12 protein-coding genes are annotated in these 13,403 nt (G+C 64.1%); 2 read left to right on the top strand and 10 right to left on the bottom strand.

Annotated features, from left to right (window positions below):
- Window positions 1–9 precede the first annotated feature (9 nt).
- The 3 genes from AC1D0N_RS12940 to AC1D0N_RS12930 all read right to left on the bottom strand — a co-directional run bounded on the left by AC1D0N_RS12940 (window position 10) and on the right by AC1D0N_RS12930 (window position 3,789).
- The gene (locus tag AC1D0N_RS12940; protein WP_477244378.1) at window positions 10–1,035 is read right to left on the bottom strand and encodes a sugar ABC transporter substrate-binding protein; all 1,026 of its coding nucleotides are present in this window, start codon (window positions 1,033–1,035) and stop codon (window positions 10–12) included.
- A 57-nt stretch (window positions 1,036–1,092) separates the two neighbouring features.
- The gene (locus tag AC1D0N_RS12935) at window positions 1,093–2,079 is read right to left on the bottom strand and encodes an ABC transporter permease (RefSeq protein WP_477244376.1); all 987 of its coding nucleotides are present in this window, start codon (window positions 2,077–2,079) and stop codon (window positions 1,093–1,095) included.
- Window positions 2,080–2,346: 267 nt separating this feature from the next.
- Complete coding sequence (locus tag AC1D0N_RS12930; protein ID WP_477244374.1) at window positions 2,347–3,789, bottom strand: DHA2 family efflux MFS transporter permease subunit; 1,443 nt, start codon at window positions 3,787–3,789, stop codon at window positions 2,347–2,349.
- Between the two features lie 116 nt (window positions 3,790–3,905).
- Between AC1D0N_RS12930 and AC1D0N_RS12925 the strand changes: the two genes are divergently transcribed.
- Both AC1D0N_RS12925 and AC1D0N_RS12920 read left to right on the top strand, forming a co-directional pair.
- The gene (locus AC1D0N_RS12925; RefSeq protein WP_477244372.1) at window positions 3,906–4,907 is read left to right on the top strand and encodes an ornithine cyclodeaminase family protein; all 1,002 of its coding nucleotides are present in this window, start codon (window positions 3,906–3,908) and stop codon (window positions 4,905–4,907) included.
- On the top strand, window positions 4,904–6,385 hold the full coding sequence (locus AC1D0N_RS12920) for an HAL/PAL/TAL family ammonia-lyase (protein WP_477244370.1): 1,482 nt from the start codon (window positions 4,904–4,906) through the stop codon (window positions 6,383–6,385). The genes AC1D0N_RS12925 and AC1D0N_RS12920 overlap by 4 nt, the downstream gene beginning before the upstream one ends.
- A 27-nt stretch (window positions 6,386–6,412) precedes the next feature.
- On the opposite strand, the gene AC1D0N_RS12915 is transcribed toward AC1D0N_RS12920, so the two are convergent.
- From AC1D0N_RS12915 to AC1D0N_RS12885, 7 genes are all read right to left on the bottom strand, one after another.
- Window positions 6,413–7,216 (bottom strand): 3-methyl-2-oxobutanoate hydroxymethyltransferase, encoded by an 804-nt coding sequence (locus AC1D0N_RS12915; protein WP_477244368.1) that lies wholly within the window; start codon window positions 7,214–7,216, stop codon window positions 6,413–6,415.
- A 296-nt stretch (window positions 7,217–7,512) separates the two neighbouring features.
- The gene (locus tag AC1D0N_RS12910) at window positions 7,513–8,577 is read right to left on the bottom strand and encodes an ABC transporter ATP-binding protein (RefSeq protein ID WP_477244366.1); all 1,065 of its coding nucleotides are present in this window, start codon (window positions 8,575–8,577) and stop codon (window positions 7,513–7,515) included.
- Entirely contained in the window at window positions 8,577–9,365 is a 789-nt protein-coding gene (locus AC1D0N_RS12905; RefSeq protein WP_477245010.1) for an ABC transporter permease, read from the bottom strand. The genes AC1D0N_RS12910 and AC1D0N_RS12905 overlap by 1 nt, the downstream gene beginning before the upstream one ends.
- Window positions 9,365–10,234, bottom strand: a complete 870-nt coding sequence (locus AC1D0N_RS12900; RefSeq protein ID WP_477244364.1) for an ABC transporter permease — start codon at window positions 10,232–10,234, stop codon at window positions 9,365–9,367. Before AC1D0N_RS12900 ends, AC1D0N_RS12905 begins: the two co-directional genes overlap by 1 nt.
- 65 nt (window positions 10,235–10,299) lie before the next feature.
- Window positions 10,300–11,361 (bottom strand): ABC transporter substrate-binding protein, encoded by a 1,062-nt coding sequence (locus tag AC1D0N_RS12895; RefSeq protein ID WP_477244362.1) that lies wholly within the window; start codon window positions 11,359–11,361, stop codon window positions 10,300–10,302.
- 39 nt (window positions 11,362–11,400) lie between these two features.
- The gene (locus tag AC1D0N_RS12890; protein WP_477244360.1) at window positions 11,401–12,369 is read right to left on the bottom strand and encodes a PfkB family carbohydrate kinase; all 969 of its coding nucleotides are present in this window, start codon (window positions 12,367–12,369) and stop codon (window positions 11,401–11,403) included.
- Window positions 12,366–13,403, bottom strand: coding sequence for an ADP-ribosylglycohydrolase family protein (locus tag AC1D0N_RS12885; RefSeq protein ID WP_477244358.1), 1,038 nt, complete (start codon window positions 13,401–13,403; stop codon window positions 12,366–12,368). The genes AC1D0N_RS12890 and AC1D0N_RS12885 overlap by 4 nt, the downstream gene beginning before the upstream one ends.

Here is a 13,403-nt window from a genome sequence, read left to right as displayed (position 1 = left end):
AAGCGTAACTTACTTCGCCGCCGCTTCGGCCTGCAGCGCCTTCAGGTCCCAGCAGCTGTCTGGCTTGAGGTCGGCCTTGGTCGTCGCCTTCTCCAGCGTGTAGATATAGGTGTGCGACGTGCCGGCCGGCTGGCCGCTCTGCAGCAGGAACTTGATGAGGGCGTTCATGTCGCCCGACTGGCGGGCAAGGTCGGTCATGACAACCGCGCCATAGGTGCCGTCCTGCAGCTTGTCGCAGTCGGCGGCCTTTTCGCCACCGCCGGTGGTGACCAGGAAGACCTTGCCGTCGAGCTTGGCGTCGCGGATCGCGGCCGAAGCGCCGGTGGCATCACCATCCCAGAAGTCGATGATCGAGCAGACGTCGGGGTTCTGCTGCAGCATCGTCGTCGTCACGTTGCGCGAGGTCGTCGGATCCCAGTTGGAGTCGGGCTTTGCCACGACCTTGAAGTCGGGGTGCTTGTCCAGAACCTTCATGATGCCGACATACTGGTAGAGGCTCGACGAATTGGCCTGGTCGCCCTGCACCAGTCCGATCTTCTTTGAGGAATTCTCGCCGCAGCCCTTGATCGCCGCTTCGGCCTCGAGCTGGCCGAGCCGATCCCAGTCGCTGCCGACAAAGGCGTCGGCCGGGAAGTTGGCCGGATTGTCGACCAGGATGACATAGGTGCCTGCGGCCTGCGCCTTCTTCATCAGCTTGGAATAGGAGTTGAGGTCCGGCGCATGGATGATCAGAACGTCCGGCCTCGTGTCCGACGAAATGGCGTCGGTGATCGCCTGCGCGCCGGCATCGACCACCCAGTTCGGATCGCGGGTCTCGAACACGCCGCCCCAGGCGTCGACTTCGGTCTTCAGATAATGCGCCCAACCCTGCGCCAGGTCGAAGCCCATCGCCAGCGGCACCAGCATGACGCGCTTGCCCTTGAGCGCCTGTGCGTAGGCAGCAGGACCCGGATCGTCGGCGGCGAAGGTCGGTGCCACGAAGGCGGTAACGGCCAGTGCCGTGGGGGCGGCCATCAGGTTTCTGATCAGTTTCATGTCATATCCTCTGTTTCACTTGTTGCCGGCCGGTCGGCATGACCCGGCCGGGTACCCCTAAATGTCGCCCTGCTGCGCGGTCTGTTCGTCGCGCGGATTGATGATGCCATCGACGATGATGGCGCCGAGCAGGATCGCTGCCTTGATCAGGTTCTGGTAGAGCAGCGGAATGTCGATGATGGTCATGGCGTTCGAAAGGATGCCGATCAGCGCGGCTCCGACCAGCACGTTGCGCACCCCGCCGCGCCCGCCGGAAAGACCGATGCCGCCAATCACCGCCACCAGCACGATGTCATAGAGCAGCGTCGAGTTGACGACGCGGGTGTTGATCGAATGCAGGCTGGCCGCGGTCAGCAACCCGGCGACTAAAGCGACGAGCGCCGAGACGACATAGCGCAGCACCAGCATCGGCCGCACCGGAATGCCGATGTTGCGCGCCGCCACCGGATTGTCGCCGGCGAAATAGATGTAGCGGCCCCATTTGGTGTAGCGCAGGAACAGGAAGAACAGGAAAGCCAGCCCGGCGAAGACGAAGACCTCGACCGGAATGTCGAGGAAACGCATGCCACCCAGCAGTTCGACCCAATGTCCCTGCGGCACCGGCACGGCATCCTGCGTGATCAATTGCGAGCGCACATAACCGAAAACGAAGGAGCCGGTGGCGAGCGTCACGAAGATCGCCGGCACGTCGGCATAGGCGACGAGAAAGCCGTTCAGCAGGCCGATGGCGAGCACGCCAGCCAGCACATAGGCGAGGGCCAACCCGTCTGGCGTTCCCGAATTCAAGAGTTGCAGATACCAGGCGACCGACATCGCCATGATCGCCACCGCCGACAGGTCGATACCCCGGCCGATGATGACGACCGCCATGCCGAGCGCCAGAATGCCCAGCACCGACACCGAGCGCACGATGGCGACGAGATTGTTCGGATCGATGAACCCCGGCAAGCCGATCGCGGCGGCAGCGAACAGCACGACCGCAATGGCAAAGACAATGCCCTCCTGATTCAGGCGCCTGAAACTCGGCCAGCCGATCGCGTTCATTGTCTCGCCCCGATGGCAGCGCTGCCATCCCGAAAAGACGAAAGCTAATCGGCTCAACACCAACTCGTCAAATGAATCCGCGTTCAGAACAGCGGCTGGCAGCGATAATTGTCGAGTGGACGAATTGATTGCCGAAACTGGCGCAATGCGCGGAAACTCAAGCATTTTTGGCAATTCGTTGCGCCTACGAAGTTGCCGGCGAAAGCTCCGCTCCAAGAGCAGAGCAAGGGGTGGAATTTCTGTCTGCGGCAGGCAGGAAAGACGCGGTCAATTCTCCGGCGAATGACCCGAAACCTCGCCACCCGCGGTCGGCGGCAGCGCCAGAAAACGAAACGAGGCGACGAGCCCGATCACGCCGATGATCAGGAAGGCGATTCGGAAATCGACGAGGTCGAGCGCCGGCCCGCTCCTGGCAATCTGCGACAGGTTGAGGATGGCTGCCGCCACCGCGACGCCGAACAGCATCGCCACTTGCTGCAGCATCGAGGACAGCGTCGCCGCCGAGCTGCGTTGTTGCGCGCCGATATCGGCGAAGGCCAGCGTGTTGAGCGCTGTGAACTGCATCGAGCGCGACAGGCCGGCAATCAGCATCAGCACCACAACCAGCACCTGTGGCGTCTGCGGCGAGATCGCCGCGCAGGCCATGATCGCCAGCGAGGCGATCACCCCGTTGATGACCAGCACCGAACGGAAGCCGAAGCGCCGCAGCGTCGGCGTCGTCACCGCCTTCATGCCGAGATTGCCTAGAAAATAGGCGAGGATCATCATGCCGGCATCGACCGGGCTCAAGCCAAAACCGAGTTGGAACAGCAGCGGCAGCAAGAACGGCGTGGCGTTGATCGCCACCCGGAAAATGGTGCCGGCCGCAAGCGTCGAGATGGCGAAGGTCAGCACGTTGAAGGCCGAGAGGTCGAGCAGCGGATGCGGCGCGCGACGGAGATGCCGCACAGCCAGCCAGCCGACAAAGATGCCGGCCGCGAGTAGCGCCATGGTCGGCAAGATGCCGTCTTCCGGATGCGCGATGCGTTCGAGGCCGTAGAGCAGTGCGGCGAGCCCGATCGACGTCAGCACAAACCCTGGCCAGTCGAGCGGCCTCGTCTCGGCTTCACGATCACCCGGAATGAAGCGGGCGACCAGCGCCAGTCCCGCAACTCCGAGCGGTATGTTGATGAAGAAATTCCAGTGCCAGGACAGGTATGTGGTGATGAAGCCGCCAAGCACCGGCCCGACCACCGGTGCGAACAAAGCCGGCCAGGTGATCAGCGCGGTGGCGTTGAGCAGCTCGGACTTCGATGCGTTGCGCAGCACCAGGATGCGGCCAACCGGCGTCATCAATGCGCTGCCCAGGCCCTGCACGGCGCGTGCGGCAACGAACTGAGTCAGGTTCTGCGACACGCCGCAGACGATTGAAGCCAGCGTGAACAGGGCGATCGCGATGAGAAAAATGTTGCGCGCGCCAAAACGATCGGCGAGCCAGCCCGACAGCGGCACGAACACCGCCATGGTCAGCATGTAGACGGTGATGCCGATGCTCATCGCCACCGCCGGCACACCGAAGGATTGGCCCATCTGCGGCAGCGAGGTCGAAATGATCGTCGAATCCAGCAGCTGCATGAAGAAGGCAACGGCGACGATCAGCGCCACGCGCCGCGCCTGACGCGCCGGCATTGTTGCCGGGGACGAGGCTTCGTTTTCGGGGATGGCCGTCATGACGCGCCGGTTTGAACAGCATTTGGGCGGCTTCGTCCAGACAATGCGCCAACAAACTTTCGTGTCGCCTCGCGGCCTGTTATGGGATGAATGGGCTGCCTGGGGACCGCGCACGCATGAAGCCTATCTACATCGATTACCTCAACGCCCTCGATATCGATGCCCTTGCCATGACCGATGCCGAGATCATCGACGCGGTGGAGGCTGGTCTGGTCGCCCAAGGCAACGGCCAGACGGTCATCGAACCGCGCGTCCATCTCGAGCCGGACCCGTCTTTTCACGGCCATTTCAACGTCCTGCGCGGCTACGTCGCGCCGCTCGACACCGCCGGCGTCAAGATCGTCGGCGACTATGTCGACAACTACCTGCACGGGCTCCCTTCCGAATTCGGCATTCTCAACCTGTTCGATCCACGCACCGGCACGCCGCGCGCCATTCTCGACGCCACCGTCATCACCGACATGCGCACCGGTGCCGTCACCGCTATCGGCGCCAGACATCTGGCGAAAAAGACATCCAAGGTCCTCGGCCATATCGGCGCGCGCGGCACCGCCTACTGGAACGTGCGCCTGCTCGACCATCTCTTCGACTTCGACGAGATCCGCGTCCATTCGCGCCGGCCGGAAAGCCGCGACGATTTTGCCGCCAAACTGTCCGCCGATCTCGGCAAGAAGGTCACGGCGGTGGCCGACTGGAAGAGCTGCGTCGAAGGCGCCGACATCGTCGTCGAGGCTTCGCGGCTGCCGGAGCCGCAGCCATTGCTGAAGACCGAATGGATCAAGCCGGGCGCGCTGGTGGTGCCCTATGGTACGATGAGCGCGGTGGAGCTATCCTTGACCGACATCATGCAGAAAATGGTCGTCGACGATTGGGGGCAGTGCAAGGGTGGCAAGTTCGGCTCGCTGCGCGCGCATGTCGAGACCGGACGGCTGAGCGAAAAGAAGTTGCATGCCGAACTCGGCCAGATCGCCGCCGGCCTCAAGCCGGGACGACAGGGCGACGACGAAACGATCCTGTTCTGGCATCGTGGTCTGTCGCTCTCCGACATTGCGCTGGGCAAGGCAATGCTGGCCAAGGCGCAGGCACAAGGCATCGGCCAGAGGCTCCGCTTCGCATGAACGGGCTCGTCCTCACCGGAGCCGGCATCAGCATCGAGGATGTCGCCAGCGTGGCCCGCGACGGCCGCAAGGTCGAGGCGGCGCCGGCCATCATCGAGAAACTCGACAAGGCGCGCAAAGTGCTCGACCAGGCCGCCGCTGCCGGCCAGCCGGTCTACGGGCTCAACACCGGGCTCGGCGCCAATCTCGAGACGTCGGTCAACGGCGACGCCGGCGCCTTCCAGCGCCAGCTTTTGGAAGGGCGCAGCGGCGCGGTTGGCGACTCGCTGCCGCAGGAAATCGTGCGCGCGACGATGCTGGCCCGCGCGGCGATGCTCTCAGTCGGCGGTTCGGGCATTTCGGTCGGGGTCTTCGCCGCGCTCGTCGAAGCGCTCAATGCCGGCGTTCATCCGGTGATGCCATCGCTAGGCTCGATCGGCGCCGGCGATCTGGTGCTGATGGCAGCGCTCGGCCGCATGCTGACCGGCGACGGTGAAGCCGATTATCAGGGCCGGCGCATGCCGTCGGCCAAGGCCATGATGTTGGCCCGTCTGACCCCGATCAGCCTGGCGCCCAAGGACGGGCTGTCGCTGATCAACGCTTCCGCCGTGTCCACCGGCAGCGGCGCGCTGGCGGTCGCCGACGCGCTGTCTGCCTTGATGCAACAGCAGCAGGCCGGCGCGCTGACCATGGAAGCCATCGGCGCCAACCAGACGATCCTCGATCCGCGCCTGCACGCGGCACGGCCGGCCGCCTGCCAGCAGGTCGCGGCGAAGGAGTTGCGCGAATTGCTGGCGCGACACGAGCCGCCGGCGCCGACAACCCTACAGGACCCGCTGTCGATCCGCTGCATGCCCTCGATCCATGGCGCGTTGATCCATGCGATCGATCAGGCGAGACAAGCCGTCGAGATCGAACTCAACGCCGCCGCCGACAACCCGCTGGTGATGGGCGACGACGAACTGGTGCTGTCGACCGGCAATTTTCACACCGCGTCGCTGGCGCTGGCCTTCGAGACGCTCGGCCTGGCGATCGCTCAAACGGCTGCCGCCTGCGCCGCCCGCTTCATCCAGCTCACCGGCTCAGGCCGCAACGGCCTGCCCAAATATTTGTCGCCGGTCGGCGGCGCCTCGGCCGGCTTCGTGCCGCTGCAAAAGACGGTGACGGCGATCCTGGCCAGCATTCGCCACAAGGCCAATCCGGTGATGCTCGATTTCCTGCCCGTCTCCGAAGGCGTCGAGGATCACGCGACGCAAACCCTTTTCGCCATTTCGAAATGCGCCGAGATGATCGGGCTGTGGCGGCGGCTGATTGCCCTGGAATTGATGGCCGCCGCGCAGGCGGTCGACGTGCGCGAAGGACTGGCGCTGGCGCCGGCCACCGGCGTGATCCATGCAGCGGTGCGCGTGCTCGTCCTGCCGCTCAGGGAAGACCGGCCGCTCGGCATCGACGCCGAGACGCTCTACGCCACGCTCGCCAACGGCAGATGGCAGGCGTAGCCCGCCTGTCCGCGCCGGCCGCTTCCTTCAAGCCACGCCATCGACCTTGTTCAGGAACAGGCGAAGCTGCTGCGGGTCCATATGCACGACATGCCTGTCTTCGGGATAGGCGAGGCTGTTGACGTCGGCGACATATTCGGAGAACGCGGCGATGCGCTCCGCCTGCAAGCGATCATATTCGGCGGCGAAATTGCGATAGACCTTGGAGTGACGAGGCATGTGACCACGGTTCTGGCCAAGAATGTCGTCGGCGAACAGATATTGCGCGTCGCAGCCGGTGCCCGCCCCCATCGACAGCATGATCAGCGAGGTCCGCTCCGAGATTGCCTTCGCCACCTCGACAGGCACCACCTCGATCTCGGCGCCGATGGCGCCGGCGGCCTCATACTGCTTCACCGCCTCGAATATCTGCATAGCGGTATCGGCGGTCTTGCCGACCGCCTTGAAGCCTCCGGTCCACGTCGCGCGCGACGGGATCAGGCCGACATGGCCGATCACCGGAATGGCATCGTCGGCCAGCCGCTTGACGGTGGCAAAGCCGGCGCTGCAATAGACCGCGTCGGCACTCGCCATGTAGACCCGGAAGGCCCAGCGGATAAAATCATCGGCGGTGCCGATCTCATAAAAATTCTCGCCCGGCATGGTGAACAGGCTGGGCGCCGCATCGCGATACGCGGGATTAAGCACCAGCTCCGGCGGCACCGAAACGATGTCGACCCCTGCCCGCTCGGCGGCCTCGGCCTCGTCCATCGTCATCACGCGCAGCATGGTCAACTGGCGCTTGCCCTTCATGGCGCGCAAATCCGCCACCGTCGGTCTTTTCCGGCTCATCTAGGAAGTTCCCCTTGTTGCCTGCCACGGTAGGATAACCACTATACCGACCTCGACCTATCCCGCTTGTGCTATTCAGCAGCCGCCGACATATCGATCTCGTGGAAGTCGCGCTTTTCTTGCCAGCTGTCGTCATCATCGCCCCGGCAGCAGGCGTGCGGCACGCCGGAGCCGGCGCAGCCGAGAGGCCTCTGCTCAGGGATGTAGCGCATAGGCGCGCACGCCGGCCAAGAGCGATCACATCATTTCCCATCAGTATCGCAGATGGAAAATGACGTCGCCACGACCTTCGGCACCTATCCGGCGATCAGCACCGTGCTCTCGGGCGACCAGCGCAACACCACGTCCTGCCCCTCAGCCAGCCTTTCAATGCCGGTGTTCTGGACGATGACCTTCAGCGTCTGTCCGGCCCGTTCGACGAAATAGGTGCTGTTGTTGCCGGCAAAGATGCGCTTGGAAACCTGGCCCTTGAGCATGTTGGCATTGACCGCATCCGGCGCCCCCGCATCGGTGGCGATGCGGATGCGTTCGGGCCGCACCGCGCAGCTAGCCTTGGCGCCGGCGGCGAGCCTTGCACCGGCGCCTGCGGCAATCGACGTGCCGTCGGCCAGGCGGATGCCGCTGCCGGTGGTGTCACCGCGAAAGATGTTGGCGTCGCCGAGGAAAGTGGCGGCGAATTCGCTCTTCGGGCTGTCGTAGATGTCTTCCGGCGGCCCTTCCTGCACCAGCCGGCCGTCGCGCAATATGCCAATGCGGTCGCTCATCGTCAGCGCTTCTTCCTGGTCGTGGGTGACGAAGATGGTGGTGATGCCGATCTCGCGCTGGATGCGTTTCAGTTCGATCTGCATGTCGACGCGCAGCGCCTTGTCGAGTGCGCCGAGCGGCTCGTCAAGCAAAAGCACACGCGGCTTGGTGACGATGGCCCGCGCCAGCGCGACGCGTTGCCGCTGGCCGCCCGACAGCTGGTGCGGCCGGCGGCCGCCGAGCTTGCCGAGCTGCACGAGGTCGAGCGCACGCTGCACTTCGCTGGCAATGACCGCCTTGGCCTCGCCGCGCACCGACAGGCCGAAGGCGACATTGTCGGCGACGCTCATATTGGGAAACAGCGCATAGTTCTGGAACACCATGCCGATCTGCCGCTTTTCCACCGGCACCCGCTCGACGCTTTCGCCGCCGATCGCGATGCGGCCGGTATCAGGGAAATCGAAACCGGCGATCTGGCGCAGCAGCGTGGTCTTGCCGCTGCCCGAGGGACCGAGCAGCGCATAGAAACCGCCATCGGCGAAATCGATGGAAACGTCGTCCAGCGCCTTGTGGGCGCCAAAACTGCGCGAGACGTTCGATACCTGGACGCCGGCCATTATTTCTCTCCGCCGAATTTGAAGAACCGTGCCGTGAGCAGCATCAGCGCCATCGACACGACGATGATGATGGTCGACACCGCGTTGATCTCGGGCGTGAAACCCTTGCGGATCGCGGCGTAGATTTCGACCGGCAACGTCGTCTGCCCCGGTGTCGAGAGGAAGTAGGACACCACGAACTGGTCGAACGAAACCGCGAAGGCGAACAGCCCGCCGGCGATAACGCCGGGCATGATCCACGGCAGTGTCACACGCCGCGTCACTTGCCACTGGTTGGCGCCGAGCGACCGCGCCGCCTCTTCCAACTCCGGCGCGAATGTCTGCAGCCGGGCCGAGACGACGACGATGACATAGGGCAGCGCCAGCGCCACATGGCCGAGCAGGATCGCGTGCAGGCCGCGGCCGATGCCGACGCCGAAGAAGAAGATCAGCATCGCCGTGCCGGTGATCAGCCACGGGATGGCGATCGGTGGAAACAGCAGCGCCTGCAGGAACTTCTTGCCACGGAATTCATTGCGAAACAGCGCCAGCGACGCCGCCGAGCCGAGCACCGTGCAGATGATGGTGGTGATGACGGCGATTTCGACGCTGTTCCACGTCGCGGCAATGATCTGGTCGTTCTGCCACAGTGAACTGTACCACTCCGTCGTCCATTCGAACGGCAATTGGTAGAAGGGCGAGACGTTGAACGACATCAGCGCCATGATGATGATCGGCAGATAGAGGAAGGCAAGAAGGAGCCAGATGTACAGGCGGCCGAGTCCTTCGAGGATGCGGGTCGTCATCATCACGCAGCCCTCTTCAGCACCGGCGAGGCCATCGCCAGGATGACCAACACGACGGCCAGCAGGATGAAGGAGAGCGCGGCGCCCAGCGGCCAGTTGAAGACGGCGACGAACTGATCCTCGATAACCGTGCCGTAGAAGGTGCCGGTACGGCCGCCAAGGATGCGCGGCTCCATGAACGAACCGACGACGGGTACGAAGATCAGTGCCGAGCCCGCCACCAGTCCCGGCATCGACAGCGGGATGATGACCCGCTTCAGCACCTGCAGCCGCGAGGCGCCGAGCGAGCGGCCAGCCTCGATCAGCGAGTCGTCGATGGCTTGCAGCGTGAGGTAGCAGGTCAGCACCATATAGGGCACGTAGGAGTGCACCAGCCCGATGATGACGGCAGGATAGGAATACATCAGGTCGATGTTGATCTTGAACGGCAGCACGGCGTTGAGAGCTGTGTCGAGAATGCCGCCATCGCGCAGCACCATCGCCCAGGAGAATATCCGCACCAGCCCGTTCGACCAGAACGGCAGGATGACGAGCAGGAAGATCGCCTCGCGGCTGCGCCCCTTCAGCACCTTGGCCAGCACATAGGCGGCGGGGTAACCAATGACGACACACCACAAAGTCACCTCGAGCCCGAGCCGCAGCGAAGCCAAAAGCAATGTCAGATAAAGGCTTTGCGAGAAGAAGGCGGTGTAGTTGTCGAGCGTGAACGCCCACGCCTTGCCCGATAGCGGCAGCTCGGTCATGAAGGAGAAGAAGACCATGGCCGACAGCGGCAGGAAGATCGCCACCGTCAGCCACAGATAGGCTGGGAGGAGCAAAGGCAGAGCCGATCTCAGTCCGCTACGCGATGCGACCGCGCCCTGTACTGCCATGATACCCTCCTCCCAGGATTGAACGACCAGCCGGCGCGAACCGCCGGCTGGTCCGGACGTGAGTTTTACTTCACGTCGACCTTCAGCTGCTGCCACAGCGCCAGATAAGCCTCCCGCTGGGCGTCGGTGACCGGCGCCTGGAACTGGATGCGCTTGGCGACCTCCGGATCGCCCATCACCTTGCGGTTGAAGGCATCTTCAGGAAGTGCGGCGACCGCCTTGGTGTTGGCCGAGACCGGGGCGCCAACCTTGGTCACCCATTCGACATAGAATTTCGGATCGATCATGTAATTGATAAAGGCTTCGGCACCGGCGACGTTCTTGGAACCGGCCGGAATGGAAAAAGCATCAAGCCAGGCGACGGCGCCTTCCTGCGGCACGACCAGCGAGACCGGCAGCTTGAAATGCGTCTTGGCGCGGTCGGCCGAGCCGCTCCAGTAGGTGCCGATGTCGATCTGGTTGGAGGCGACCATCTGGTTCCAGTCGTTCTCCGAGCTCCAGAACGTCTTGATCTGCGGCATCAGCGAGGTCAGCTTCGTCTTGACCGCGTCCATATCCTTGATGTCGTTGATATTCTGACCGGTGGCGATGGCGCCGAACTGCACCGCCTCGACGGCGTCGTCGCGGATGACGACGCGCCCCTTGTGAGCGGGATCCCACATCTCGGCGATGGAGGTCGGCGGCTTATCGAAGGACTTCTCATTGATGGCAAGCGCCGTCAGACCCCACACCCACGGCACGCCATAGACCTTGCCGTCATGGTCGAGCATCGGCGAGCCGGATTTGTCCGAACTGATGTCGGCATAGTTTGGCAGCTTCGACACGTCGATCGGCTGGATCAGCTTTTCCGCCATCGCCTGGTCGTTGAAAGCGGCGTTGATCATGACGACGTCGTAGAGGCCCGGGTTGGTCCGGATCTTGGTCAGCATTTCCTGTTCGGAATTGAAGAAGTCGTTGACGACCTTGTTGCCGGTCGCCTTTTCGAAAGCCGCGACGGCCCACGGCTCGTCGGTGCCATAACCCTTCCAGTTGAGCACGTGGACTTCGTCGGCCCTAGCGGCAAACGCAAGGGCGGAGGTAAAGACGGCGGTCGCCGTCAAGAGAGCAGTCAGTTCAGGCATGCGCATGGTTTTGTTCCTCTCTTTGTTTGCCCGGTTCCGGGCTTTTTAGGCATTGGCCTCTTGTTTCCCGCCAGGCGCGCGCGCTGTGGCATGGCTCAGGAATGTCTGGATTTCTTGGTCGCTCGGCGCTGACGAGCCACCATGGCGGGTGACCGACAGGGCCGCCGCAGCATTGGCGTAGCGCGCCGCCTCGAAAGGCGGCATGCCGCGCGACAGCGCGCTGACGAAAGCGCCGATATGGCTGTCGCCGGCGCCATTGGTGTCGATGGCGGCGACCTTGAAGCCGGGAATGATTTGCGCGGTTCCGTTGGCCAGCCGCACGAAGCAGCCCCTGGCGCCGGCGCGGATGACGACGCCCGCTGCCCCAGGGCAATGGTCGGCCAGCAACCTTGCCGCAAGCATCTCGACGTCGCCCGCACCGGCGATCTCGGCCGCTTCGGTGGTGTTGCAGCTCAGCCATGTCGTGCGCGCCAGAACCCGCGCCAGGATGGGAAGCGGAATGTCTGAAATGACCGGCGTCGGATCGAAGACGAAAGGAATGTCTGCCGGCAGCGCTTCGATCCAGTTGGTCAGCGCCTCGCGGCTTGCGGGATAGCTCAGCGTGTAACCGGAGGTGAACACCCAATCATCAGGCGCGACCGAAACCGGCTGCATCATGTCGAGGCTGAGCACGCTCTCCGCACCGGGCCAGGACACGAAGGTGCGTTCGGCGTCGCTCGAGATCATGGCGACGCAATTGCCACTGTCCATCAGCAGCGATGGCGGCGTCAGCGTCTCGATACCTTCCGCAGTGAAAGCGGCGCGTAAAAAGTCGCCGTTAGGCCCACTGCCGAGCTGGCCGCCGAAGACAACCGCCATGCCGGTGCGGCTGGCCGCGACCATCATGTTGAAGCCGCCGCCGGCGACCTGGGCAAAGCTCGATGCCGTCTTCTCCATGCCGGGCGCCGGCAGAGCGTCGATACGGTAGACATAGTCGACCACCGCACTGCCGATATGGACGAGACGCCCGCTCATACCGCAGCGTCCTTGCCGGTCTTCGCCAGCCGCGCCGCGACAAGATCGGCGGCAAGCACGCGAACCTCCGATAGGTCGATGCCCCTGAGCTTGGCGATGTGCTGTTGCGGCAGCTTGGAAAAACCTGTGCAGGCACCGGCCATACCGGCCGCGATGGCGCCGATCGTGTCGGTGTCGCCGCCGAGATTGGCGCTGATGACCGCCGCTTGCCACGGGTCGCCGCCTGATATCTCCAGCACCGCAAAGGCGGCCGGCACCGATTCCTGGCTGGCGACGCCGGTGCCGACGAGATCGACGATCAGCTTGATGCCGTCAGCGACGGATTTGCCGCGGACGAGGTCTCTGGCCCACGCAATGCGCGCGGCGATATCGCCGCCGGTGGTCCAGTGGCCGAGGGCCGCGCCGCGCTGCGCCGCCAGGACGGCTTGATCCGAAGCAGCGCGCCAGTCGCCACCGGCAACGCCGCAGCTGACGGCGGCAGCAACGGCAGCCGCCGAGGCAATGGCGATCGAGGTGTTGTGCGTGGCACGGCAGGTTTCCGCCACCTTGGCGACCAGCGCGTCGAGCGGCGCCAGTGGCATCATGATGCCGACCGGCGCGATGCGCATGGCCGCACCATTGGTATCGCCGCTGCGCCCCGCTTCCTCAGGCGGCACCCCGTCATTGATGGCGTCGATGGCGCGCTTGGTCGATGGTCCCAAAAGGTCGTAGCTGCCGCGCGCCTTGACGTCGCGCTCCCAGTCGAGCAGCGCGTTGACCCAGCGCCTGTGGTCGAATTGGTCGCCGGAGTCGACCAGGATGCGGCCGAGCAACAGCGCCTGTTCGGTATCGTCGGTGATGGTTCCCGATGCCATGCCCTTTGACACCGGATGGTCGGCGTCCGGGGCGACGAAATCCTCGACATGGCCATAGAGCTCGGCGATGCGGGCCGGCGACAAAAGCTGCGTCGGCATGCCGAGCGCATCGCCGATTGCGCCACCAATCAGCGCGCCCATTGCCCGGTCGATCATCGCGGCGGAAGCGCTGTCCGACAT

Source organism: Mesorhizobium sp. P2_E10 (assembly GCF_056404235.1).
Note: the sequence above shows the minus strand (reverse complement) of the source record. Positions and strands in the feature narration are given on the sequence as shown.